Source organism: Roseomonas sp. WA12, assembly GCF_054165765.1.
Genome location: NZ_CM135108.1, coordinates 2,943,569 through 2,967,577, shown reverse-complemented (window position 1 = coordinate 2,967,577; position 24,009 = coordinate 2,943,569). Strand labels below are relative to the sequence as shown.

Sequence of the window (24,009 nt, the reverse complement as noted above, 5' to 3'; positions counted from 1 at the left end):
TTCCCCTCGATCAGCCGCGACGGCTGGCGTTCTCGGGGATGAAGGGGGACCAGTTCTCGGCCGCGATGGCGGTCGGCGTCTTGTAAACGACGTTGAACTGGCCGTTCTCCTGGATCTCGCCGATCACCACGGGCTTGGTGAGGTGATGGTTGGGGCGCATCTCCTCCTCATAACCGCAAGGGGCCATGATCTTCTGGCCGTACATGGCGGCGCGCACGGGATCGACCGCTGTGGTGCCGGCCTTGGCCACGGCCTGCATCCACATGCGGAAGCCGGTGTAGGTTGCCTCCATCGGGTCGTTGGTCACGCGGCGGTCGTTCTTGATGTAGGCCTTCCACATGGCCTTGAAGTCGTCATTCGGCTTGCCGGGCATGGACATGAAGTAGTTCCAGGCCGCCAGATGGCCGACGAGCGGCTTGGTGTCGATGCCGGCCAGCTCTTCCTCGCCGACGGAGAAGGCGACGCAGGGAATGTCCTCGGCCTTGATGCCCTGGTTGCCCAATTCGCGGTAGAAGGGGACGTTCGCGTCGCCGTTGATGGTGGAGACGATGGCGGTGCGCTTGCCCTCGCCGGCGAAGCGCTTCACGCGGGAGACGATGCCCTGCCAGTCGGAATGACCGAAGGGCGTGTACTCCTCCATGATGTCGGCATCGGTGATGCCCTTGCTGTTCAGATAGGCGCGCAGGATGCGGTTGGTCGTGCGGGGATAGACGTAGTCGGTGCCCAGCAGGACGATGCGCTTCGCCTCGCCACCATCCTTGCCCATCAGGTATTCGGTGGCCGGGATCGCCTGCTGGTTCGGCGCGGCGCCGGTGTAGAAGACGTTCCTGCTCTGCTCCTCGCCCTCATACTGCACGGGGTAGAAGAGCAGGCCGTTCAGCTCCTCGAAGACCGGCAGGACGGATTTGCGGGAGACCGAGGTCCAGCAGCCGAAGGTGACGTCCACCTTCGAAACGGCGAGCAGCTCGCGCGCCTTCTCGGCAAACAGCGGCCAGTTGGAGGCGGGGTCCACCACCACCGCCTCGAGCTTCCGGCCGAGCACGCCGCCCTGGGCATTGGCCCATTCGATCATCATCAGCACGGTGTCGCGCAGCGCGGTCTCGCTGATCGCCATGGTGCCGGAGAGCGAGTGGAGGACGCCCACCTTGATGGGCGCGGCCTGGGCGAAGGAGGGGCGGATCGCCGGCATGGCGAGCGCGCCACCGAGGCCGGCCAGCGTGGCGCGGCGGGTGAGGAGCGTCATTTCTGTTTCGTCCCACAAAGGCCGGTGCGCCCGCGGATTCCCCCGCGTCTGGCCGGGCCGTGCAGGAGGTTGCGAGAAGCGTGCCAGCGGCATGGGATGCGTGCGGAGGGCGCGCCCTGGCCGGGCTGGCGCCAGCTTGGGCAACCCCGCCTGCCGATGCGCCTTTCCTCGGCAGGCGGAACGGATCGCCTAGAGGTCGCCCATCCAGCGCGGCAGGGCGAGGGCGATCTCGGGGACGAAGGTGACGGCGAGCATCACGGCCGTCATCGCCAGCAGGAACCACCAGACCCAGATCATCGTGCTCTCCATGCTGCATCCGGCGATGCGGCAGGTGACCATGAGGTTCACCGCGGTGGGCGGGGTGAAGGCGCCGATGGCGACGTTCATGGTGATGATCACGCCGAACCAGGTGAGGTCCCATTGGAACAGGGCGGCGATGGGCAGGAGGATGGGGAGGAAAATGAGGTAGGTGGAGATCGCGTCCAGCGCCGTGCCGGCGATCATCAGCAGCACGGTGATGGCCAGCAGCATCACCACCTCGTTGCTGGTGAAGCCGATGAGCATCTGGGCCAGGGCATCGAAGATGCCGGCGGCACTGCCGGCATGGGCGTAGATAGCGGCCAGCGCGATGATGAGGAGGACGACGGCGGAGATTTCGGCGCTGTCGCGCAACACCTCGTAGAGATCGCGCCAGGTCAGGCTGCGGTAGATCACGAAGCCGACGAACAGGCCGTAGAAGACCGCGACCACCGCGGCTTCGGTGGGCGTGAAGGCGCCGGAGCGGAGGCCGCCGAGGATGACCACGGGGGCGGCGAGGCCCCAGATCGCATCGAGGAAGGAGCGCCAGAGGCGGCCGGCGGTCAGCGGCGGGCGGGCGGCGCGGGCTTCCGGCAGGCCGAAGCCGCCGCGGCGCGCGAGCCAGACGGCGGGAACGATGAGGGCGAGGCCGGAGAGGATGCCGGGGACGACGCCGGCGAGGAACAGCGCGGGGACGGAGACACCGGGCACCAGCACGGCATAGACGATGAAGGGGATGGAGGGCGGGATGAGCACATCCGTCGAGCCGCCTGCCGCGGTGAGCGACGCGACATAGGGCGCGGGGTAACCCTGCTTCAGCATGGGCGGAACCATCACCGCCGCCACCGCGGCCGCATCGGCCGCGCCGGATCCGCTGACGCCGCCCAGGATCATGCAGAGCAGCACCGCGACGATGGCGAGCGCGCCCGTGCGGTTGCCGACGAGGAGCTGCGCGAAGCCGACGAGGCGGGCCGCGACGCCCGCGCGTTCGAACACCATGCCGGCGAGGACGAACATGGGGAGTGCGAGCAGCGGGTACTTGGCGATGCCCGTCCAGATGTTGGTGGGCAGGGCCATTACGCCCATGCCCTCCATCGCGATGACCAGGAACCCTGTCAGCCCCATGGCGACGCCGATTGGCACGCCCGCGAGCATCAGCAGGATGAAGAGGCCGACGAGGAGGAGGATGGCCAGCGTCATGCGCGGATCACCCGGATCATGCGGCCGAGGAGGCGGGCGCAGATGACGAGGGACATCAGCGGCATCCAACCCGTGTAGAGCCATTGCGGCACGCCGAGGCCGGGGGAGAGGACCTCGAACCGGTACTCGTCCCAGGTGTAGAAGGTGCCAAACCAGGCGAGCGAGCCGAAGACGGCGAGGCCGCAGAGGAGGACGAAGACCTCCACGCGCCGGGCGGCCTGCACGGACAGCTTCTCGGTGAAGTAGGTGACGCGGATGTGCCGGTCCGCGCCGAAGGCGGCGGCGCTGCCGAGGAAGGTCATCACCACCATGATCGCCACCGAGTACTCCTCGGTGAAGGCGAGGGAGACATCGGTGAAGTAGCGCGTCAGCACATTCGCCATGGTGATCACGGCCAGCACGGCCATGGTGCCGGCGGCCAGCGCGCCCTCGACGGTGACGGGGATGCGCGGCGGGGCTTCCCCGAGCTGGAGGCCGGGGGCCTGGATGTCGGCGTGTTCGGTCATGGCGCTTTCAGCGAAGGCGGGGCGGCGTTGCGGGGCCGCCCCGTGCAGGTCAGCTCACGCGGGCGATGGCGGCCTCGGCCTGGCGGACGAGATCGGTGCCGACGGTGGCCGCCCATTTGTCGAAGACGGGGCGGGTGGCACGGGCGAAGGCCTGCTTCTCGGCGGCGGAGAGCTCCACCACCTCGACGCCGCGGCGGGCGCATTCCTCGAGCGAGGAGCGGTCGCCATTGCCGCCCAGGCCCTTGCGGGCAGCGTTGTTGCCGGCCTGCCCGGCCTCCCTCGCGGATTCCACCACGATCTCGCGGTCCCGCGGCTCAAGGCTGGCGAGGACGGGCTTGGAGAGGGAGACGATCCCCGCATCGGCGCAGTAGTTCCAGAGCGTGAGGTGCTTCTGGGCCAGCGTGTCCATGCGGAAGCCGAGGAAGAGGTTCACCGGGTTCTCCTGGCCATCCACGGCCCCGGTTGAGAGCGCCGGCTGCAAGTCGGCGAAGGACATCTGCACGGGGTTGGCGCCCAGCGCCGTGTAGATCTCGGAGAAGATGGCGCCGGCGGCAAAGCGGATCTTCAGCCCGCGCAGGTCGGCGGGGGCGCGGATGGTGCGTTTGGAGTTGCTGATCTCGCGCACGCCGTTCTCGCCCCAGGCCAGCGGCTCGATGTCGCGGCTGGAAAGGGTGCGGAACAGGGCTTGGCCGACCTCGCCAGCCACCAGCGCGTCGAAGGCGGCGGTGTTCGGCATAAGGAAGGGGAGGGAGAAGAGGTTCATCTCCCGGACCTGGGGGGAGATGTTGATCGTGGAGAAGACAGCCCCGTCGATCACGCCCTGGCGGATGGCCACCAACTCCCGCGTCTGATCGCCGCCGACGAGGGAGGAGCCGGGATAGACCTTGAAGTTCAGCCGGCCCTGCGAGCGCTGGTTGACCAAATCGGCCCAGACAAAAGCGGACTCCGAGAGGGCGATCGGGCGGTTGCCGACGACGGTGATCTTGTACTCAGGCTTGTAGCGGGGCTGGGCCCGGGCGATGACCGGCATGGCAAAAGCCGGAAGGGCGGCGCCTGCGGCCAGCAGGCCGCGGCGGTTCAAGCGCAGCGTCATCGTTTCCATCCCCGGTTCGTTGCGGGCAGTTTGCGAGAGCGGGGCGGGGGCGGCAAGGGGTGGCGACCGGCCGTGCGATGGGCGATGTTCCGCCCATGAACGAGCGCGAGAAGATGCTGGCGGGCCTGCCCTATGACGGCATGGACCCCGACCTTCTGGCCGAGCGCTATCGCGCCCGCGCCCTGATCCTGCGGATGGACGCGCTGCCGCCTGAGGACGAGGCCGCCCGCCGCGCGGCGCTGGAGGGGCTGCTGGGCGGGATCGGCGCGAAGACGATGGTGATGCCGGGCTTTCGCTGCGACTACGGCAGCAACATTCGCATCGGCGCGTCGGCTTACGTGAACTTCAACTGCGTGTTCCTGGACTGCGCACCCATCACGCTGGGCGACCACTGCCAGGTGGCGCCCGCCGTGCAGATCTACACGGCGACCCATCCGCTGGAGCCCGGGCCGCGCGCGGCGGGGGTGGAGAGCGCGCATCCCGTGACCATCGGGCGGAACGTGTGGCTGGGCGGCGGCTGTATCGTGCTGCCCGGGGTGACGATCGGGGACGACACAGTGGTGGGCGCCGGGGCGGTTGTGAACCGGGATCTTCCCGCCGGCGTGCTGGCAGTGGGAAACCCGGCGCGGGTGGTGCGGAAGCTCGCCTAGGCCGTTTCCAGCGCGTGTGACAGGCGGATCAGATCCTGGGTGTGGGGGTGGACGGCACGGCCCGTGCGCAGGGCGGCCTCATCCAGCAACTCCACGATCCGGCCACCCTGCATCACCGCCAGCCGGCCGCAGAGATGCGCGACGACGGCCAGGTTGTGCGAGACGAGAATACAGGTAAGGCCGCGCGCTGCGCGGAGATCAGCAAGCAGGTTCAGCACTTCCGCCTGCACCGAGACGTCGAGCGCGCTGGTGGGCTCGTCGAGCAGCAGCACGCGCGGATCGGCGATCAGGGCACGGGCGATGGCCACGCGTTGGCGCTGGCCGCCTGAGAGCTGGTGCGGGTAGCGGAAACGGGCGGTGCGGGGCAGCGCCACCTCCTCCAGCGCGCGCAGGATACGAGCATCGGCATCCGGCACGTTGTGGACGGCGAGCGGCTCGGAAAGGATGCGGTCGATCGTCTGGCGGGGGTGGAGGGAGCCGTAGGGATCCTGGAAGACCATCTGCACGGTGCGGAAGAAGGCGCGATCGCGGCGGCGGCCCAGCTCCTTGCCGTCCACGGCGATGCGGCCGGTCCATTCGGTGATGAGGCCGGCGACGGCGCGCAGCACGGTGGACTTGCCGCTGCCGCTCTCGCCCACCAGGCCGAAAGTCTCACCCTGGGCGACGTTGAAGGATACGTTCTGCACCGCGTGGTTGGTGCCGAAGCGGACGTCGAGGCCGGCGATATCGATCATGCCCGCGGCTCCAGCCAAGCGGGGTCTCGCTTCAGGGTCGGCAGGCGGTCCCGCTTCTCGGCGAGGCCGGGGATGCATTCCAGCAGGCCGCGCGTGTAGCCGTGGGTGGCCTTGTGGAGGTCCGAGGCGGGCATCTGCTCCATCACCTGGCCGGCATACATCACGGCCACCCGGTCGCAGAAGCGGGAGACGAGCGGCAGGTCGTGGCTGATGAGCATGAGCGCCATGCCGCGGCTATCCACCTGTTCCTCGATGAGGGACAGGATCTCGGACTGCACGCTGGCATCGAGGGCGGAGGTGGGCTCGTCGGCAATCAGCAGCTCGGGGTTCGGGGCAAGCATCATGGCGATCATCACACGCTGACCCATGCCGCCGGAAAGCTCGTGCGGATAGGCCTCGGCGACGCGGCGGGGGTCGCGGATCTTCACGCTTTCCAGCAGGGCAAGGGCGGCATCGCGGGCCTCGCGCCTGCCGATCTTCGTATGGGCCCGCAGGGCTTCGGCAATCTGGGCGCCCGCGGTCATCACGGGGTTCAGGCTGTATTTCGGGTCCTGCAGGATGAGGCCGATGCGGCCGCCGCGCAGCCTGCGCATCTCGGATTCCGGGGCTTGGAGGATGTCGGTGGTGCCGAAGCGCAGCACATCGGCCCGCACCTTCGCGGAGCCGGGCAACAGGCGCATCAGGGCGCGGCCGGTGACGGACTTGCCCGAGCCGCTCTCGCCGACGATGCCGAGCTTCTCCCGCCCGATGGCGAAGGAGACGCCGCGGACGGCCTGGGTGATGCCCGTGGCCGAGGGGAAGTCGACATGGAGGTTGCGGACGGCAACCAGGGGTTCGCCGGGCAGGATCATCGCTGCTTGGGGTCCAGCACGTCGCGCAGCCCGTCGCCGAGCAGGTTGAAGGCGAGGGAGGCGGAGAAGATGGCGATGCCGGGCATCACGGCGACCCACCACTGCTCCAGGATGAAGCGGCGGGCGGTGGCGATCATCGTGCCCCATTCCGGCAGCGGCGGCTGCGCGCCGAGGCCGAGGAAGCCGAGGCCGGCGGCGGTGAGGATAATGGAGGACATATCGAGCGTGACGCGCACCACCAGCGAGGGCATGCACATCGGCAGGACATGGCGCAGCACCACGCGGGACGGCGAGGCACCGGTCATGCGGGCGGCGGCCACATAGTCCGTGCGGCGGATGGTCAGCGTTTCGGCGCGGGCCAGGCGGGCATAGGGCGGCCAGGCAGTGAGGGCGATGGCGATGACGGCGCTCTCCACCCCCGGGCGCATGGCGGCGACGAAGGCGAGCGCCAGGATGAGGCGGGGAAAGGCGAGGAACACGTCGGTCACGCGCATCAGCAGCCGGTCCCACAGCCCGCCGGCATAGCCGGCGACGCAGCCCACCAGCAGGCCGATGGGGGCGACCAGCAGCACCACGGCGACAACCATGCCCAGGGTGATGCGGCCGCCATAGAGAAGGCGGGACCAGACATCCCGGCCCAGCTCATCCGTGCCCAGCCAGTGGGCGGCGGAGGGGCGGGCGAGGCGGTTGCCGAGTTCCTGGATGCCGGGGTCATGCGTGGCCAGGACGGGAGCCAGCAGGATCAGCAGCAGCATCACCAGCAGGACCGCCAAGCCGGCGACCGCCAGCGGGTTGCGGCGAAACAGGAGCCAGGCCTGGTAGCGGCGGCCCCAGGCGGCCTGGGAACGGGAGGCGGGGGCGTCGGTCAGGAGCCAGTCGCGGCGGCTCTGGCGATGCGGGACGGCGCCGGCCTCGCGGGGCGGGGGCGCGCCGGCAGCCTCGGGCGTGGCATCGGCCGGGATGGGCTCCAGTGCGGCCGTGGCGGTGGCCGCGTCGACGATTGGGCTGCCCCTTGGCGACAGATCGGGGGTGGGGCCGGTCATCGGGTGCGCGGGTCCATCAGGCGGTAGAGGAGGTCGGCGAGGAGGTTCAGGGCCACGTAGATCAGGCCGACCACGAGGGTGGCGCCGAGCACCGCATTCATGTCGGCGTTGAGGAGCGATACGGTGAGGTACTGGCCGAGGCCTGGCCAGGCGAAAATCGTTTCCGTCAGCACCGCGCCTTCGAGCAGCCCGGCATAGGTGAGGAAGATCACTGTCACGAGCGGCACGGCGGTGTTGCGGAAGGCATGGCGCCAGACGATGCGGGCGTTGGAGAGTCCCTTGGCGCGGGCGGTGGTGACGTACTCGCTGCGCAGCTCGGCGAGCATGAAGGCGCGCGTCATGCGGGCGATATAGGCGAGCGAGAAGAAGGCAAGCACGCCGGCGGGCTGGATCAGGTGAGCGACGGCGTCCCAGAAGGCGGGCCAGTCTCCCGCCAGTGCGGCGTCGAGCGTCAGCAGGCCGGTGATCGGCTCCACCATGTCCTGGTACACGATGCCCTGGCGTCCCGGGCCGGGCAGCCAGCCCAGCCAGGCGTAGAAGACGAGCAGCGAGATCAGCCCCAGCACAAAGACCGGCAGCGAGTGTCCGGCGAGGCAGAAGACGCGCACGGCCTGATCCACCCAGGAGCCCTGGCGCGTGGCGGCGAGCACGCCGAGGCCGATGCCGAGGATGGCGGCGACAAGGATGGCGAGCGTCGCCAGCTCGAAGGTGGCCGGGAAGTAGCGGGCGATGTCCTCCCAGACCGGGTTGGAGGTCATCACCGAGCGACCAAGGTTGCCGGTGACGATGTCGGTCAGGTAGCGCCAGAACTGAGCGTAGAGCGGTTGATCAAGGCCCAGCTCGAGACGGGCCCGCGCGACCACATCCGCGGGCGCGCGGTCTCCCACCACGGCCAGCACCGGGTCGATCGGCACCACGCGGCCGATGAAGAAGGTGACGACGGCGAGGCCGAGGAGGGTGATGGGGATGCTGGCGGCGGTGGCCGCCAGCGCCCCCAATGCTCTCAAGGAGGGCCGGGCTTTGAGCAAGTTCAGGCCTTGGCGATGGTGGCGTAGCTGGTGCGGTCGCTCAGCACGCCTATCTGCATGCCGCGCACGGACTTCCGCGTGACCGCCACCTCAAGCTCCTGCAGCATCACCGCGAAGGGGCTAGTCTGCTGGTGCTCGCGCTGGATCGCCTCGTACATCGCCACGCGCTTGGCGGTGTCGGTCTCCTTCACGGCGGCCAGCGTGCGCGCGGTCAGCTCAGGGATCGCCCAGCTGGAGCGCCAGGCGAGGGTCTTGTTGCGCGCATCGTCCCCGTTATCGGGGTTCATGCTGAAGGCCTCAGCGTTGCTGTGCGGGTCGAAGTAGTCGGACCCCCAGCGGAGCAGCGCGAGGTCGTGCTGGCGCGCGCGGGTCTTGGTGATGACCGAGCGCATCTCGCCGGGCAGCATGCGCGGGCGGATACCAATGGCCGCGAGGTTGGCCTGCAGCGCCTGGGCGATGTCGCCGACCGGGGCGCCGGAGAAGAAGTCGAAAGCGCATTCGAAGCCGTCCGGATGCCCGGCCTCGGCCAGCAGCCGCTTGGCGCCGGCAACATCCAGCTTGAACGGCTTCTCCGTCACCGCGCCGGGCAGGCCCTCGGGCAAGAAGGCCTGGTGCACGGCGTAGTTGCTCGGGACGATGTTGCGCTGGATGCCCTCGTAGTCGATGGCCATCTTGATCGCCTGGCGAACCTGCGGCTTGGCCAGGATCGGGTTCTTCTGGTTCATCGCGACATAGAGCAGGCTGGCTTTGCGCGTCGAGAGGACGGTGAAGTTGCTGTCCGTGCTCAACCCCTTGATCTGGTCGGACGCCAGATTGCGCGCCATGTCGTAGTCGCCCCGCTGCAGGCCGAGGAGCTGGGCCGAGGGATCGGCGACGTGGCGCATGATGATGCGGCGGGTCGCGGGCGGATGGGCGGCGTTCGGGTTGGCCTCCAGCGTCACCGCCTCGCTCGCGCGCCAGGAGACGATGCGGTAGCTGCCGGAGCCTGCGGAGTTGCCCTTCATCCAGGCATTGCCCCAATCGTCATTGGCCGCGCGGGCGGAGACAACCGCCTTCTCGACGATGCTGCCGACGGCGGCGGAGAGGCAGTAGAGCAGGAAGGAAGTGGCGGTCGGCTCGGCAGTGGTGAGGACCACGGTGCGGGGATCGGTGGCGCGGATGCTCTGCGCCATGTTGTCCTTGTTGAAGCCGAACTGGTTGATGATGAAGGCCGGGCTCTTGTTCAGCGCCACCACGCGCTGGAGGGAGTAGACCACGTCCTCCGCCGTTACCTCCTTGCCCGAAGCGAACTTCTGGCCGGGCTTCAGGCGGAAGGTGAAGGTCCTCGCGTCATCGCTCGCGGTCCAGCTCTCGGCGAGGTCGCCCGTGAGGCGGGAGGGCTCCTCGTTCGGGGTGGTGACGAGCTTCTGGTAGACGTTCCCGCAGATCTCGCCGCCCGTGTATTCGAAGCTCTCCGCCGGATCGAGCGTGATGATGTCGTCGATCTGCTTGGCCATGACGATGACGCCGGGGGGCGTCTGGGCATGGGCGGAGCGGATCGCGGCATCCCAGGAGAGGAAGGCGGCGCCGGAGGCGGCCCCGAGGCCGGTGAGGAGGGTGCGGCGGGTTGTCATGCTCTGTCTCCGGTAAGGGGCGGCGGATGCCCGAGGCTGGGCGGTTTCGCAAGGCTGGACCAGCATTTCCTGCCATGCAAAGCGCCGGCCATGGAATTCTGGCAGAGATTCGAGCCCGCCCCCGAGGCGCCGCCCCATGCGGACAGCATGGCGGTCCCCATGCCCGACGGTACGGCCCTGCGCCTGCCGTTGCGCGACTACGGCGAGGTGGCGGTCACCGGGCTAATCGTGAACCAGGCCTCCTTTCCCGTCCTGCGGGCGCTTGCAGGCTGGATGGCCGAGGCCGCGCGGCCGTTGGGGGCGGAGGTGGTCTGCGGCCTTCCAACCCTTGGCCACGCGCTCGCGCCCCTGGTGGCCGAGGCGCTGGGTCACCCCAAATGGGTCGCCGCCGGCTATTCCCGCAAGCGCTGGTACGAGGAGGCGCTATCCGTGCCCATCTCCTCCTCCACGACCCCCGGCGAGCGGCGGATGTGGCTGGATCCGCGCATCCTGGGCCGTCTGGCAGGGCGCCGGGTGCTGCTGGTGGATGACGTGATCAGCACGGGCAGTTCGGCGCTGGCTGGGCTGGCGCTGCTTGAGCGCACCGGGGTGCGCCCGGTGGGGCTGTGCGTGGCGATGGCCCAGGGGGACCGCTGGGTGGCGTCCTGGCCGGTGGATGTGCCGGTCATTGCGGGCTTTGCCACGTCGCTGCTGCGCCGCGGGGAGGGGGGCTGGGTGCCGGATGCGGCGACCTTGCCACCGGTGCGCCTGCCGGGCTGACAAGCGCGTGCGCTGCCACAAAAGCGTTGCGCGGGGGTCATCCTGCCTGTTCTGATCCGTGGACCACTCGCGCGAGGGTTGCTCCATGCGGCGTCGGTCCCTTCTCGCGGCCACCGGCGCCGCGGCGCTTCCGGCTGCCGCCCCTCCCCACGCGGCCAGGGCCGAGGCGGTGGCCGTGGATCTGGTGCTGGTCCTCGCCGTGGATGTCTCCCGATCCATCGACGACGACGAGGCCCGGCTGCAGCGCGAGGGCTATCGCAGCGCCATGACCGATCCGCGCGTGGTGGAGGCGATACGCTCGGGGATGATGGGAGCGATTGCGGTCGCCTACGTCGAATGGGCCGGGTCCGATTACCAGCGGCTGGTGATTCCCTGGACACGCATCGGCAGTCAGGGCGATGCAGAGGCCTGGGCCGGGGTGCTCGCGCAGGCGCCACGCGTGGCGCTGTCCTGGACATCGATCTCGGGCGGGCTCGACTTCTCGATGCGCACGCTGTCGGAGACGCCCTTTGAGGGCACGCGGCGCGTGATCGACGTCTCGGGCGACGGGGTGAACAACAGCGGCATGCCGGTCGAGGCCATGCGCGACCGTGTGGTGGGGGAGGGCGTGACCATCAACGGCCTTCCCATCATGAACGACCGCCCCACCTTCGGCCGGCCGTCACCGATACCGCTCGACCAGTATTACCGGGATTCCGTGATCGGCGGCGACGGCGCCTTCCTCATCGCGGCCGAGGACTTCGAGTCCTTCGGCAATGCCGTGCGCCGCAAGCTGGTGCGCGAGATCGCGGGGCTGCCAGGGCCGGTCTTCGGCTGAGCCGCCGGCCCTGGCCGGTCCTCAGCGCTCGATTTCCTCAGCGACGATGCCGAAGGCGGCCAGCCCTTCGGCCAGCAGGTCTCCCAGCAGGTCCTGGGCCGTGAGATAGCCCGCAGGATCGCCCTCGTGCTTCTCGCGGGCGAGGGTCACGGCCTCCTCCCACTCGTCGGGCTCGTAGTCGCCGCGACCAACCCAGGCGAGGGCGATGAGGGCGGCCTGCTCCTCCTCGTTCAGCTCGCCGATCAGGGTTTCCAGGCTTTCGCCGGACAGCTCGGCCTTGCCCGCCGCGCTGTCCTCCTCCTCCTCCTCGTCGCCATCCTCGGATGTCTCGTCCGCGGCGCGGGCGGCGTCGATGATGGCGGCCACGGCGGGCAGGCTGATGCCCAGCTCCGCCTCGTCCTCCTCGTCCCGGGGGGGATTGCTGGCGCGTTCGTCACTCATGGAAGGGGCCCGATCGGTTCATTGGGGTTGCTGTCGCCCGCCCAACGCTTGACCCGCATTTCGGCTTCGCGAAACCCCGCACTCGACTCGGCGTTCATTCCGCAGAGAGCGAAGCAAGAAGCATCGCTAAGTCCCTGATAAGTCAGGGAAGAGGGGGTCGGGTTATGGTGAAGGTCAGCGCGATCGTTCTCTTCGGTGTCCTGGCGCTGGCCCCCGCGGCCCGTGCGTCCGACACCACGCCGGCCTTCGTTCACGCCACCATGTGCGATGCCGCGGCGCCCATCACCTCCGGTGCCACGATCTTCTCCCGCCAGATCCGTGCCACGGTGCGCCCCGAGGTTGCTACACGCCGCCCGGGCAAGCCGTCCGAGGCCCGCGCCCAGCGCCGTGCACCCGCGGCCCGCCCGGCCCCAGAGATCGCCGCCGCGCAGGATCAGAGCCCGGCCGAGGAGGCCGAGGCGGTTCTGCGCCCGGCCGTGCATTTCTGCGTGACACCGGGCGGCGGCGCCAACCCGGTCCGCTACACCTGATCCTGGGCGTGCCGGGGCGGTTGTACCGCCGCCAGCAAGCCGGCCGTGTCAGGCCGCCCAGTCCGGGGCGAAATCCGGCTGGACGAAGCGCTGGTCCTTCGGCAGCGCATCCATTTCCGCCACATCCTGCTCGGTAAGCTTTCCCGCGAGGTCCAGCGCGGCGAAGTTCGCCCGCTGGCTTTCCGGCCTCTGCGCCTTCGGGATTACCGCAACACCGTCCTGCCGCAGCAGCCAGGCGAGCGCGACCTGCGCGGGAGAGACGCCGTGCCTGTTGGCAATGGCCTCCATACGCGGATCGCTGGCCAGGCGACCCTGGGCGAGCGGAGCGTAGGCGGTCAGCACGATGTCGTTGGGCCGCATCACCTCAAGCAGGCGGTCCTGCGAGAGCAGCGCGTGATACTCGACCTGATTGGTGGCGATCGGCACGCCCGTCTCGATCGCGCGCTTCATCAGGCCGGGCGTGAAGTTGGCAACGCCGATGGCACGGGCGAGGCCGTCCTCGCGCAGGCGGGCCATGTCGTGCATCACGCGATGCATGTCCATCCCGGCCGCCGGCCAATGAATGAGGTAGAGGTCGAGATAATCCGTGCCGAGACGCTGCAGGGATTCCTCGCAGTGGCGGCGGATCTCGTCGAGATGCGTCACCCACACCTTGCTGGTGAGGAAGACCTCCTCGCGAGGCAGGCCTGAGCCCTTGATGCCGGCGCCGACCTCGACCTCGTTGCCGTACATCTCCGCCGTGTCCACGGCGCGGTAGCCGAGGGACAGGGCGGATTCCACCGCGGCCTGGCACTCGGGGCCGGAGAGGCGCCAGGTGCCGTAGCCCAGGCGCGGGATGGAGAGGAGGGGTGTGGTGATTCGATCGCTCATGCGCCCAAGGGTGGGGGCGGCCTAGCGCTTCGCCAAGTCAAGAAGCGCGGCAAAGCCGGTTTCCGTGCCAAAGGCGAGATGCGAGCCGGCGGCATTCCAGGCCAGGGCCGAGATGGCGCCGCGCCCCGGGGCCGCAACGGGCACGACCTTGCCGGAGGCGATTTCGGCCATCAGCACCAGCCCGTCCGCGAAGCCCGCGACCACGACCTCGTGCTGCGGATGGCAGGCGACGCGGGTGCAGATCACCTGGTCGCCGCCCGCGATCTCGGTCGGCGCCTTGCCCATCGGGCCGCCCCCGAAGAAGGGCCAGAGCACGACGGAATCGGCGCCGGAGGAGGCGAGCCAGCGGCCCTTGGCGGTGAAGGCGAGGGACTGCGTCTTCGCGGGGTAGCCGGACATGCGCATGTGTTGGCTGTCGGTGAGGCGCCAGCCATGCAGGGCGTTCTCCTGCATGGCCGTCACCACGTTCTGCCCGTCCGGCGAGATGGCGACGGCGTGATGGCTGCCCTTCCATTCGAGCACGCGCGGCTTGTCCTCCTTCGCCGCGACGAACCAGGAGGAAACGCCGTTGTAGTGGGAGGCGAAGACGCGCTTGCCCTTGGCGTCGATCGCGACGCCGCCGACGGTGGAAGGGTGCGGGCCCAGCACCTTCAGCTTGGCGCCCTTGCCGTCCAGCAGATGCACGTTCTTGCCCACCGCCACCGCGCGCAGGCCGGAAGGGTGGGAGGCGAAGTGCTCCACCCACTTCATCATGCCGAACTCGGCGACGGTCTCCGTCTCGCCATCAGGGGTGATGCGCTGCAGCCGGCCGTCGTCGCCGCCGGAAAGCAGGCCGTTCGTCGCATCGGGGTTGAGCGACTGGCCGGCGCCGTCATGCGCCTCGACCTTCTTCCACTCGCCAGCATGATCGGCGGTGGCGGCGAGATGCACCGTGCCGTCCGACAGCGCAAAGCCGACACTGCGGCCCTCGCGCCCGAAGGCGGTGCCGACGACCCAGGCGCCGAGCTCGCGCCCGGTGCCGCGCTGGTCGAGAAGGAAGTCCGCTTCAGCCACGCCCGACATGCTAGGCGGCCACCGTGGATTCGAAGCCGCGGCGCAGCTTCGGGCGGTTCAGGTCGCGGCCAATGAAAACGATGCGCGACTTGCGAGGGTCGCCCTCCTTCCACTCGCCGATGTAGTCGCCATCGGCGATCATGTGCACGGCTTGGAAGGCGAAGCGGCGGTCCTCGCCCTGGTAGTGCAGGATGCCCTTGGTGCGGAGCAGGTCCTGGCCCTTGGTCTGGAGTAGCTCGCCGATCCAGGTGTTGAACTTCTCGGCGTCCACCGGCTTCTCGAGCTCGAAGGAGACCGACTGCACGGCGCTGTCATGCGTGTGGTTGTCGTCGCCTGATAGGAACTCGGGCTCGCGCGCCAGGATGCGGTCGAGGCTGAAGGCGTCGCGGCCGATCACGGCATCCAGCGGCACGTCGGACTTGGTGGCGCGGCGGATCTCGACGGTGGGGTTGATGGCGCGGATGCGGCGCTCGACCTCGTCGGCCTCCTCGTTGGTGACGAGGTCCATCTTGTTCAGCACGATGACGTCGGCGAAGGCGACCTGCTCCTCGGCCTCCGGGCTGTCGCCCAGGCGGGTCAGCAGGTGCTTGGCGTCCACCACCGTCACGATCGCGTCGAGGCGCGTCGCGCGTTTCACGTCCTCGTCCACGAAGAAGGTCTGGGCGACGGGGGCAGGGTTCGCGAGGCCGGTGGTCTCGACGATGATGCCGTCGAACTTGTCCTTGCGCTTCATCAGCCCGCCGAGGATGCGGATGAGGTCCCCGCGCACGGTGCAGCAGATGCAGCCGTTGTTCATCTCGAACACCTCCTCGTCGGCGTCGATGACGAGGTCCTGGTCCACGCCCATCTCGCCGAACTCATTGATCACCACCGCGAACTTGCGGCCGTGATTCTCGGTGAGGATGCGATTGAGGAGGGTGGTCTTGCCGGCGCCGAGATAGCCGGTGAGGACGGTAACGGGAACGGGCAGGGCTTCGGACATGGGGCGCCTCGGGAGAGGGAAGGGGGGCAGGTTTGGGGGTGTTATATGGTATCAGGGCGCGCCCGGGCCATGGGGGAGGGCGGGGTGCCGGATCAGGCCTGACCCGCGGGACGTGCCGGGCTGAACCGGTATCTGGGTGATGCGTTTCAGCGGCATCATCACACGAGGAGCCGGCCCGATGCCCCGTGGCGACAAATCCGCCTACACCGACAAGCAGAAGCGCATGGCCGCGCATATCGAGGAGGGCTACGAGAAGCGTGGCCTGCCCGAGGACGAAGCCGAACGGCGCGCCTGGGCCACCGTCAACAAGGAGACGGGTGGCGGGAAAAAGAGCGGCTCCGGCCGCGGCAAGCCGATGAACACGGAGCCGGCCCGGACCGGGGGCAAGCGCGGCGGCGGCGCCTCGGCGGACCGCCCGGCGGCCGCGCGATCCGCCTCCGCCCGGAAGGCGGCTGCCAGTCGAACGCCGGAGGAGCGCTCGGCCTCGGCGAAGAAGGCGGCGGCCACCCGGAACCGGAACGCGGCGCAAAAGGCCACCTGACGGGCACCCCGGCCCGGATCAGCCTGGCAGGGGCTTCTTCTCCAGCACCGCTTCGACCTCCTTCGGCTTCTGCGCCCCGGAGAGAGCGGCCGTCAGGCAGGCTGTGACGGCCGCATGGAGGGACGCCGTGTAGTGGTCCGCGCCGACGGCCTTGGCCTGAGCGGCGTCGGTCAGCACCTCCGCCCCCTCCGGCCACAGCCCGACGAGAAGCGGCACGCCCGGTAGGTGCTGGCGGAGGCGGCGCAGCAGGTAGCGCAGATGCGCGGGGCTGCCGGAGATGTCGAGGTAGGAGATACAGACCATCGCCACGCCCTCCGTCTCCAGCCGCCCGACCTGCTCGCGGGAGCTGGCCTCGTGCGGGACCACGCGGGACCCCAGGCCATGTTTGATCAGCAACTGCGACAGCATGGCCGAGGCCGCCTCGTCCAGCGGGCCGCGGCCGGCCAAACAGAGGACCGGCGTCTCGGCCGCCCAGTTGCCGGCGCGCTCGGCCCGGGGCGGCAGGACGATGTCCGGGGCGGGCTGGCGGGGGACGGCCTTCTCGGCGACGGTCGTCTCGGCGGGGGCGGCGGTGTCCTTGGGCGGCGGGTCGTGGTCGGGCACCTCGGACAGGTCGTTCACCAGGCCGGAGACGGCGTTCTTGATGCGCTCTAGCCGCGCGGGCAGCAGCACGCCGCGCTCGGCGTCGTTGGCGGCCAAGCGCAGGCCCTTGAGCGCCACCTCGTCGTAATAGGAGGTGAGAGAGCGCTCCTGCAGCAGCCCTTCGGCCTGGGAGAGCGCCTCGTCCGTGTCGCCGGCCAGGATGCGCTGGTAGAAGTTCTCCACCGGCGTCAGGGCCGGGCGGTCGCCCAGCATCACGTCGAGGAACTCCAGCCGCTCGACATGCCGCCCCAGCACCACGAGGCAGAGGGTGAGTGGGGTGGCCAGGATCAGCCCGATCGGGCCCCAGAGCCAGGTCCAGAAGATCGCGGCGACGATCACCGAGACGGGGGAGAGGCCGGTGGAGTGGCCGTAGACCATCGGCTCGATCACCTGGCCGATGATGGGCTCGGTGATAAGGAACAGGGCGGCCGTCCAGATCACCATCGACCAGCCCGGTTCCGTGCCCGCCGCCAGCACGATGGGCAGGGCGGCGGCGAGGATGGAGCCGACATAGGGCACGAAGCGGAACAGCGCCGCCAGGATGCCCCAGACGATCGGGCTGGGCACGCCGATCAAGAACAGCCCGATCGCGACCATTACGCCGAAAGAGCCGTTCACCATGAGCTGGGCGAGGAAGTATTTGCTCAGCCGGCGCCCGGCATCGTCCAGCGCCTCGGTCGTGCGGTGCAGGTCGTTGGAGCCGAAAAGGCGGATCAGGCGGTCTCGCAGATCCGCCTGCTGGAGCAGCACGAAGACGGTGACGATGAAGACGATGAAGGTCGTCTCAAGCGGGCCGACGACAGGCGAGACGACCTTCCGGGCCAGCTCGATCGCCGAGGATTCGGCCGGGCGGATCTCGACGGGGATGGGGCGGGGCTCCCCCCCGGTCGTCGTGCCGGCGCCGGGCAGCACGGGCTGGGCAGGTGCGGGCGGCGGGGTGGGCGTGGCGGTCGGCGGCCCGTCCGGGCTGGCCAGGGGCGCGGCCTCGTTGTTCAGCCGGCGGGAGAACTCGTTGATCCGGCCGAAGACGGTGCCCTGCACGGACTCCACCTTCTCCCGGATGGCGCTCTGGTAACGCGGGGCGTCGCGGGCCAGGCCCGCGATCTGCACGCCGATGATGCTGCCGATCAGCGTGATGACGCCGATGGCCAGCAGGACGGAGAGCAGCACCGCCGCCACCTTGGGCAGCCGCAGGCGGCGTAGCAGGCCGACGACCGGGGCGAGCACGAAGGAGAGGAGGACGGCCAGGGTGATCGGGATCAGCACCTCGCGCGCGAGGTAGAGCGCCGCGACGGTGACGACGCAGACCACCACGGTGAGCAGATGCGCCAGCTCGGGGCTGGAGGGCGGCGGGACCTGGGCGGGGGGGCGCTGATCCGGCGCGAAGGTGGTGCTCATGGGCGGCGGATCGGGCTCCTGGTTTCAGAGCCCCAACGCGCCGCGGCGGACCCCGTTACGGGCGCCGGAATCGGGAAGGGGGGCCGGAGCCCCCCTTCGTGTCAGGCGATGGCGTGGATCGCGTCGTTAAGCGTGCCCATCATGCGGTCGATATGCGGCTTCTCCACGATCAGCGGCGGGGAGAGGGCCACGATGTCGCCGGTGACGCGGATGAGCACGCCGTCGTCGAAGCACTTGCGGAAGATGTCCATCGCGCGGGCGCCGGGCTTGCCCTCGCGCGGGGCCAGCTCGATGCCGGCGATGAGGCCGAAGTCGCGGATGTCCACCACGCCCGGGGCGCTGCGCAGCGAGTGCGCGGCTTCCTGCCAATAGGGCTCGATCGCGCTCGCCCGGCCGGGCAGGTCCTCCTCCCGATGCAGCGCCAGGGTTGCGATGGCGGCGGCGGAGGCCAGCGGGTGGCCGGAATAGGTGTAGCCGTGGAACAGCTCGATCCCCGCGGGGGAGCCGTCCACCACCGTCTCGAACACCTCGTTGGTGGTGGCGACCGCGCCCATGGGTACGGCGGCGTTGGTGAGGCCCTTGGCCATGGTCATGATGTCGGGCGCGACACCCAGGCGCTCGGCGCCGAAATCGGTGCCGAGGCGGCCGAAGCCGGTGATGACCTCATCATAGATGAGCAGGATGCCGTGCTTGTCGCAGAGCTCGCGCAGGCGCTCGAGATAGCCCTTGGGCGGCACCAGCACGCCGGTGGAGCCGGCGACGGGCTCGACCATCACGGCTGCGATCGTGTCGCCATGCAGCGCCACCAGGTCCTCGAGCTTGTTGGCCAGCTCCACGCCATGCTCCGGCTGGCCCTTGGAAAAGGCGTTCTGCGCCGGCAGATGCGTGTGCGGCAGGTGGTCCACATAGGGGAGCATGGCGCCGAACTGCTTGCGGTTGCCGCCGATGCCGCCCACCGACATGCCGCCGAAGCCCACGCCATGGTAGCCGCGCTCCCGCCCGATCAGGCGCACGCGCTGGGACTGGCCGCGGGCCTTCTGATAGGCGAGCGCGATCTTCAGCGCGGTGTCCGCGCTCTCGCTGCCGGAATTGGTGAAGAAGACGCGGTCGATGCCCGCCGGCGTCATCTCGGCGACGCGCGCCGCCGCCTCGAATGCAATGGGATGGCCGAGCTGGAAAGTAGGCGCGAAATCCATGATCGCGGCCTGCTTCTGGATGGCTTCCACGATCTCGCGGCGGCCATGGCCGGCGTTGCAGCACCACAGCCCCGCCGTGCCGTCCAGCACCTCGCGCCCTTCGGGCGTGAAATAGGACATGCCCTCGGCGCGCGCGAGCATGCGCGGGTTCTGCTTGAAGTAGCGGTTGTCGGAATAGGGCATCCAGAACGAGTCGAGGTTGTTCGGACGGGAGGGGGACATCTCGTTCATCGTCTGGGCACCTTCGGGCAGAGAGTGAGGATGGCCGATCCGGGGGGGCGCAAACAAGGCGGCTTAGCGAAAAGGCTTGATTTCCTATCGTGCGTCGGTTTATGTTCCTGTTTCGTTCTTTGGCAGGAGTTCCTTCCATGGCCTTTTCCCTTATCGCCATCGCAGCCTCCCTTGCGCCGGAGATCGTGCGCCTGATCGCGGGCGACCGGGCTGGAACAGTGGCTGGGATCGTCGCCGAGGCCGTTCGGCAGGCAACAGGCACCGAAGACCCCGCGGCAGCCTGTGCCGCGCTAGCGGCGGATACGGAGAAGGCCAATGCGCTTCGGATCCGCCTCGCCGAGATCGCGCTGGAGAGCGAGCGGCTCTCGGCCGAACGCGAGGCCGGGCAGCGCAACGCGGAGATGGAGACGCTGCGCGCCGCCCTCGCCGATACGCAATCCGCCCGGTTCAGCATGCTGGAGGTGATGCGCGGCCGCCGCGGGCTGGCCTGGGGGCCGGCGACCGTTTCCTCGCTCGTGGTGCTGGGATTCTTTGCGGTGCTGATCCTGCTGGTCACGCTGGATGCAGGTCCTGGAGGCACGGCGCGCTTTGATCCGCAGGTGGCCTCCGTCATCAACATCACCGTGGGCTCGCTCGGCGCAGCCTTTGCGGCGGTGGTAAACTTCTGGATCGGCTCGTCCCAGTCCTCGCGCGATAAGGACGCGATCGTGGGGCGGCTGCAGGAAGCCCAGAGCCAGCAGGTGCAGGCGGCCATGGCCACGCTCCGCGAGGTCTCGCCCGTGCCAGTGCGGCCGGTCTCCCTGCTGGCAGCGTCGCGAGCGGGCGAGGACAGGTTCGACGCCTGCCTGGACCTGGTGCTGAAGGCCGAGGGCGGCTTCGTGAACCATCCCTCCGATCCCGGCGGCGCCACCAACCTGGGCATCACGCTCCGCACGCTGTCGGAGTTCCGGGAAGAGGAGGCGACGGTGGAGGATGTGCGCGCGCTGACCCGCACGGAGGCTCGGGAGATCTACCGCGCCCGCTACTGGACCCCGATGCGCTGCGCCGAACTGCCCGCCGGCGTGGACCTGATGGTCTTCGACTTCGGGGTGAACGCAGGGCCGGGCCGGAGCGTGAAGCTGCTGCAGCGCAGCCTGGGCGTGGCGGCGGATGGCTCGATCGGGCCGATCACCCTGGCCGCCGCACGGGCCAGTCGGGCGCCGGAGCTGGTCGGGCGGCTAGCCGAGGGGCGCCTGGCATATTACCGCGGGCTTGCCACGTTCCCGACTTTCGGGCGGGGCTGGACGCGGCGGGTGGACCACTCCCGCCAGGCGGCACTGGCCATGGTGGCCGAGCCGGCCGCAGTGCCGCTGGCCGCTTGACGGCATACCGCCCCGGGGGGTTCCAACCGGCGGGCGGGTGCGGTAAGGAGAGCGCGACTGGACCCGTAGCTCAGCTGGATAGAGCGCTGCCCTCCGAAGGCAGAGGCCGTACGTTCGAATCGTATCGGGTCCGCCATCCTCTTCCAGTACAGCAAGCGGTCGCGGCCCACGCGGCCGTTTTCGCGCTTTTGCAGACGCTCTGAGGCGAAGAGCGCATGCGACGCTGGATGCTGGACCGGCTCCTCCCTCACGGGCGTGTGCATCCGGGAAGGCGGCTCGATCCGCATTCCTGCCCCAATCGGCCTGTGTCGTTCTGCTCTGGTTGCCCCTGCGGGCCTCGGCCTGCCGATGCTGAAAGGATGACGGATGCGACCGACCTTGCAGGCCATGGCCCTCAGCCTCGCCCTTCTGCCTGCTGCCGCGCAGGCCCAGCCTCAACCGCAGCCCCAATCCCGCCCGCAGACCCAACCCACGCCCCGCACCGTCATCGGCGCGCCCGGCCGGTGCGAGATGACGGTGAACGACCAGCCGCGCACCTGCTCCAGCGGGCTGGTCTATGTGCACCATACCAATGGAAGCGTTCTCATCTCGATCGCCTCGGGGCCGGGCGTCACCATCGGCTTCCAGGGGGACAGCGATCGGCAGCCGCGGCCGGAGGACTACACGCTGAATCTCACGCGCCTGCACACCTCGGTGTCCGGCCGGACGGCGGCGAAGGACGTCACCGGGCAGTGCGAGATCAGCATGTCCGCCGATGGGAAGACCTGGCATCGCGCGACCTGCCGCGCCACCGACCGCGGCGGCATGGTGACGGTGATGACCTTCACGGGTGACGGCCGGCCGGTGACAGCGGCGCATCCGGGCCAGGAGGGTGCGCCCGCAAACCGCCAGCCCACGCCGGCGACGCGGGATGGCGCGAAGCCCGGGGCACCCGCCACGCCACCGAAAGGGTAGCGCGGCGCAGCGGACCCTACTTCCGCAACTCCATCCCGATCGGGCCTTCCCGCTCGCCGCGCGCGAACTGGTCCACCATGGCATTCCCGGTGTCGCCGAGGGTGGAAGCGGGGCCGGTCCAGACGATGCGGCCCTTGTGGATCATGGCCGCGTCATCGCCGATGCGGCGTGCACTGGCCATATCATGGGTGATCGTCACGGCAGTGGCGCCGAGGCGGCGGACGCAGTCCACGATCAGCCCGTCGATCACCGCGCCGATGATGGGGTCGAGGCCGGTGGTGGGCTCGTCGAAGAAGATGATCTCGGGCTCAGAGGCGATGGCGCGGGCCAGGGCCACGCGCTTCTGCATGCCGCCCGATAGCTCGGAGGGGGAGAGGTCGCCGACGCTGGCATCCAGCCCGACATCGGCCAGCGCCTCGGCCGCCTTGTCGCGGGCCTGGGCGTGGGTGATGCGCTTTTGGGCCAGCAGCTTGAAGCAGACATTCTCCCAGACCGGCAGGCTGTCGAAAAGGGCACCGTTCTGGAACAGCATGCCCGTGCGGTCGAGCACCGCCTCGCGCTCGCGTGCCGACATGGCCAGCACGTCCCGCCCGTCGATCTCAATCGTGCCGGAATCCGGGGCAATCAGCCCGAGGATGCATTTCACCGTCACCGACTTGCCGGAACCCGAGCCGCCGAGGATGACCATGGAACGGCCCGGCATGACCTCGAGGTCCACGCCATCCAGCACGAGCTTCGAGCCGAAGGACTTCCGCAGATCGCGCAGGCGGATCTTGGGCTGTGCGGTCATGCCGGCTTCGGCTCGCTGAAGGTCAGGCGGTTGCCGAAGGGATCGGTGACGCGGACCAGACGCGCACCCCAGGGCGCATCCTCGATCCCCGGCCGGGCATAGCCGTAGCGCGTGGCCGTCAACTCGGCGTGGAAGGCGTCGAGTCCGGAGATCTGGACGATCGCCGCGCTGCCGGGCGTGGCGTCGCCATGATGTTCAGAAAGGTGCAGGAGGGCGCCACCGCGCGAGACCTGGGCATAGAGCGGCAGTGCCGGCTCGAAGCGATGCTCCCAGTCCCAGGCGAAGCCGAGGAAGCCCAGATAGAACTCGCGGGCCTTCGGCACGTCGAAGATGCGCAGGATCGGCGTCACGCGGCCGAGCTCGATGGAGGTCGGTGTCATCGGGCGAAGAAGGCCTCGGTCAGCACGTAGTCCAGCGCCAGGATGAGGATGGAGGAGGCGACCACCGCGGTGGTGGTGGCCCCACCCACGCCCTGCGCGCCGCCCCGCGAGGTGTAGCCACACCAGGTGCCCATCAGCGCGACGATGAAGCCGAAGACCGCTGCCTTGGCCAGCCCGCTGATCACGTCCATCCACTGCAGGAAGTCGAGCGTCGCCTTGAGATAGCCGGCGCTGGAGAAGCCAAGCTTCATCGTGCCGATAAGGTACCCGCCCATCACGCCCAGAATGTCCGCCACGATCACCAGCAGCGGCATGGCCAGGATTCCCGCCAGGAGCCGAGGGGTGACCAGGTACTTCACCGGGTCGGTGGACAGTGTCGTGAGCGCGTCGATCTGGTCGGTTACGCGCATCGTGCCGATCTCGGCGGCGAAGGCGGCGCCGATGCGGCCCGACACCATCAACCCCGCCAGCACGGGGCCGAGCTCGCGCGTGACGGAGAGGACGACGACGCTCGCGACCGCCCCTTCAGCGCCGAAGCGGGCGAAGCCGGAGAAGGATTGCAACGCTAGCACCATGCCGGTGAACACCGCCGTCAGCCCCACCACCGGAAGGGAGAAATAGGCGACCTCCAGGAAGGCACGGAGGAAGAGCCGGAACTGGAAGGGCGGGCGGAACAGATGGCTCAGCCCCACCAGCGCGAAGAGGACCACGGCACCGACCGTGCGGCATAGCTGGATCGCGGCGCGGCCGAGCGACGCGACCCAGGCGAGCGGGGCGGGGAGCGCCGGCGCGGTGGCGGCGGGCAT

The 24,009-nt window shown here is 69.4% G+C and carries 25 protein-coding genes and 1 tRNA gene; 8 read left to right on the top strand and 18 right to left on the bottom strand.

Annotated features, from left to right (window positions below):
* Positions 1-10: 10 nt before the first annotated feature.
* The 4 genes from urtA to dctP all read right to left on the bottom strand — a co-directional run bounded on the left by urtA (position 11) and on the right by dctP (position 4,339).
* The gene (gene urtA, locus ACVBD7_RS14315) at positions 11-1,243 is read right to left on the bottom strand and encodes an urea ABC transporter substrate-binding protein (protein WP_458093902.1); all 1,233 of its coding nucleotides are present in this window, start codon (positions 1,241-1,243) and stop codon (positions 11-13) included.
* Positions 1,244-1,432: 189 nt separating this feature from the next.
* A complete protein-coding gene (locus ACVBD7_RS14310) occupies positions 1,433-2,740 on the bottom strand; it encodes a TRAP transporter large permease (protein WP_458093901.1) in 1,308 nt (435 codons plus the stop codon).
* Entirely contained in the window at positions 2,737-3,246 is a 510-nt protein-coding gene (locus tag ACVBD7_RS14305) for a TRAP transporter small permease (RefSeq protein ID WP_458093900.1), read from the bottom strand. Before ACVBD7_RS14305 ends, ACVBD7_RS14310 begins: the two co-directional genes overlap by 4 nt.
* Positions 3,247-3,295: 49 nt before the next feature.
* Entirely contained in the window at positions 3,296-4,339 is a 1,044-nt protein-coding gene (gene dctP / locus ACVBD7_RS14300; protein WP_458093899.1) for a TRAP transporter substrate-binding protein DctP, read from the bottom strand.
* 59 nt (positions 4,340-4,398) lie between these two features.
* On the opposite strand from dctP, the gene ACVBD7_RS14295 reads away from it, so the two are divergent.
* Positions 4,399-4,989, top strand: coding sequence for a sugar O-acetyltransferase (locus tag ACVBD7_RS14295; protein WP_458093898.1), 591 nt, complete (start codon positions 4,399-4,401; stop codon positions 4,987-4,989).
* Here ACVBD7_RS14295 and ACVBD7_RS14290 read toward each other — a convergent pair.
* Genes ACVBD7_RS14290 through ACVBD7_RS14270 form a run of 5 tightly spaced genes read right to left on the bottom strand, consistent with a single transcriptional unit; the run spans position 4,986 to position 10,258 of the window.
* The gene (locus ACVBD7_RS14290; protein WP_458093897.1) at positions 4,986-5,723 is read right to left on the bottom strand and encodes an ABC transporter ATP-binding protein; all 738 of its coding nucleotides are present in this window, start codon (positions 5,721-5,723) and stop codon (positions 4,986-4,988) included. The genes ACVBD7_RS14295 and ACVBD7_RS14290 overlap by 4 nt on opposite strands.
* Entirely contained in the window at positions 5,720-6,574 is an 855-nt protein-coding gene (locus ACVBD7_RS14285; RefSeq protein ID WP_458093896.1) for an ABC transporter ATP-binding protein, read from the bottom strand. The genes ACVBD7_RS14290 and ACVBD7_RS14285 overlap by 4 nt, the downstream gene beginning before the upstream one ends.
* Complete coding sequence (locus ACVBD7_RS14280) at positions 6,571-7,617, bottom strand: ABC transporter permease (RefSeq protein WP_458093895.1); 1,047 nt, start codon at positions 7,615-7,617, stop codon at positions 6,571-6,573. Before ACVBD7_RS14280 ends, ACVBD7_RS14285 begins: the two co-directional genes overlap by 4 nt.
* A complete protein-coding gene (locus ACVBD7_RS14275) occupies positions 7,614-8,624 on the bottom strand; it encodes an ABC transporter permease (protein ID WP_458093894.1) in 1,011 nt (336 codons plus the stop codon). Before ACVBD7_RS14275 ends, ACVBD7_RS14280 begins: the two co-directional genes overlap by 4 nt.
* A 23-nt stretch (positions 8,625-8,647) precedes the next feature.
* Positions 8,648-10,258, bottom strand: a complete 1,611-nt coding sequence (locus ACVBD7_RS14270; RefSeq protein WP_458093893.1) for an ABC transporter substrate-binding protein — start codon at positions 10,256-10,258, stop codon at positions 8,648-8,650.
* A 90-nt stretch (positions 10,259-10,348) separates the two neighbouring features.
* On the opposite strand from ACVBD7_RS14270, the gene ACVBD7_RS14265 reads away from it, so the two are divergent.
* The gene (locus ACVBD7_RS14265; protein WP_458093892.1) at positions 10,349-11,017 is read left to right on the top strand and encodes a phosphoribosyltransferase; all 669 of its coding nucleotides are present in this window, start codon (positions 10,349-10,351) and stop codon (positions 11,015-11,017) included.
* Between the two features lie 85 nt (positions 11,018-11,102).
* Complete coding sequence (locus ACVBD7_RS14260) at positions 11,103-11,834, top strand: DUF1194 domain-containing protein (RefSeq protein ID WP_458093891.1); 732 nt, start codon at positions 11,103-11,105, stop codon at positions 11,832-11,834.
* A 21-nt stretch (positions 11,835-11,855) separates the two neighbouring features.
* On the opposite strand, the gene ACVBD7_RS14255 is transcribed toward ACVBD7_RS14260, so the two are convergent.
* The gene (locus ACVBD7_RS14255; RefSeq protein WP_458093890.1) at positions 11,856-12,275 is read right to left on the bottom strand and encodes a DUF3775 domain-containing protein; all 420 of its coding nucleotides are present in this window, start codon (positions 12,273-12,275) and stop codon (positions 11,856-11,858) included.
* Positions 12,276-12,439: 164 nt separating this feature from the next.
* Between ACVBD7_RS14255 and ACVBD7_RS14250 the strand changes: the two genes are divergently transcribed.
* A complete protein-coding gene (locus ACVBD7_RS14250) occupies positions 12,440-12,805 on the top strand; it encodes a hypothetical protein (RefSeq protein ID WP_458093889.1) in 366 nt (121 codons plus the stop codon).
* Positions 12,806-12,853: 48 nt separating this feature from the next.
* On the opposite strand, the gene ACVBD7_RS14245 is transcribed toward ACVBD7_RS14250, so the two are convergent.
* The 3 genes from ACVBD7_RS14245 to ACVBD7_RS14235 are packed head-to-tail and all read right to left on the bottom strand — an operon-like array spanning position 12,854 to position 15,710.
* On the bottom strand, positions 12,854-13,675 hold the full coding sequence (locus ACVBD7_RS14245; RefSeq protein ID WP_458093888.1) for an aldo/keto reductase: 822 nt from the start codon (positions 13,673-13,675) through the stop codon (positions 12,854-12,856).
* 21 nt (positions 13,676-13,696) lie between these two features.
* Complete coding sequence (locus tag ACVBD7_RS14240; protein WP_458093887.1) at positions 13,697-14,737, bottom strand: WD40 repeat domain-containing protein; 1,041 nt, start codon at positions 14,735-14,737, stop codon at positions 13,697-13,699.
* A gap of 1 nt (position 14,738) precedes the next feature.
* On the bottom strand, positions 14,739-15,710 hold the full coding sequence (locus tag ACVBD7_RS14235; protein ID WP_458093886.1) for a CobW family GTP-binding protein: 972 nt from the start codon (positions 15,708-15,710) through the stop codon (positions 14,739-14,741).
* A 178-nt stretch (positions 15,711-15,888) separates the two neighbouring features.
* Here ACVBD7_RS14235 and ACVBD7_RS14230 point away from each other — a divergent pair, with 178 nt between their 5' ends.
* The gene (locus ACVBD7_RS14230) at positions 15,889-16,251 is read left to right on the top strand and encodes a plasmid stabilization protein (RefSeq protein ID WP_458093885.1); all 363 of its coding nucleotides are present in this window, start codon (positions 15,889-15,891) and stop codon (positions 16,249-16,251) included.
* Between the two features lie 18 nt (positions 16,252-16,269).
* On the opposite strand, the gene ACVBD7_RS14225 is transcribed toward ACVBD7_RS14230, so the two are convergent.
* Both ACVBD7_RS14225 and ACVBD7_RS14220 read right to left on the bottom strand, forming a co-directional pair.
* On the bottom strand, positions 16,270-18,291 hold the full coding sequence (locus tag ACVBD7_RS14225) for an AI-2E family transporter (protein ID WP_458093884.1): 2,022 nt from the start codon (positions 18,289-18,291) through the stop codon (positions 16,270-16,272).
* Between the two features lie 101 nt (positions 18,292-18,392).
* Entirely contained in the window at positions 18,393-19,718 is a 1,326-nt protein-coding gene (locus tag ACVBD7_RS14220; protein ID WP_458093883.1) for an aminotransferase class III-fold pyridoxal phosphate-dependent enzyme, read from the bottom strand.
* A 137-nt stretch (positions 19,719-19,855) separates the two neighbouring features.
* On the opposite strand from ACVBD7_RS14220, the gene ACVBD7_RS14215 reads away from it, so the two are divergent.
* The 3 genes from ACVBD7_RS14215 to ACVBD7_RS14205 all read left to right on the top strand — a co-directional run bounded on the left by ACVBD7_RS14215 (position 19,856) and on the right by ACVBD7_RS14205 (position 22,033).
* The gene (locus ACVBD7_RS14215; protein ID WP_458093882.1) at positions 19,856-21,079 is read left to right on the top strand and encodes a glycoside hydrolase family 108 protein; all 1,224 of its coding nucleotides are present in this window, start codon (positions 19,856-19,858) and stop codon (positions 21,077-21,079) included.
* Between the two features lie 59 nt (positions 21,080-21,138).
* Positions 21,139-21,215: transfer RNA gene (locus tag ACVBD7_RS14210), tRNA-Arg, on the top strand.
* A gap of 230 nt (positions 21,216-21,445) precedes the next feature.
* On the top strand, positions 21,446-22,033 hold the full coding sequence (locus ACVBD7_RS14205) for a hypothetical protein (RefSeq protein WP_458093881.1): 588 nt from the start codon (positions 21,446-21,448) through the stop codon (positions 22,031-22,033).
* A 16-nt stretch (positions 22,034-22,049) separates the two neighbouring features.
* Here the strand turns inward: ACVBD7_RS14205 and ACVBD7_RS14200 are convergent, their stop codons facing one another.
* From ACVBD7_RS14200 to ACVBD7_RS14190, 3 genes are read right to left on the bottom strand one after another with little or no spacing between them, the layout of a single operon-like run.
* Positions 22,050-22,823 carry an ABC transporter ATP-binding protein gene (locus tag ACVBD7_RS14200; RefSeq protein ID WP_458093880.1) on the bottom strand — a complete coding sequence of 258 codons (774 nt, stop codon included), beginning with the start codon at positions 22,821-22,823 and terminating at the stop codon, positions 22,050-22,052.
* Positions 22,820-23,203, bottom strand: a complete 384-nt coding sequence (locus tag ACVBD7_RS14195; protein ID WP_458093879.1) for a glyoxalase superfamily protein — start codon at positions 23,201-23,203, stop codon at positions 22,820-22,822. The genes ACVBD7_RS14200 and ACVBD7_RS14195 overlap by 4 nt, the downstream gene beginning before the upstream one ends.
* Positions 23,200-24,009, bottom strand: coding sequence for an MlaE family ABC transporter permease (locus tag ACVBD7_RS14190; RefSeq protein ID WP_458097707.1), 810 nt, complete (start codon positions 24,007-24,009; stop codon positions 23,200-23,202). Before ACVBD7_RS14190 ends, ACVBD7_RS14195 begins: the two co-directional genes overlap by 4 nt.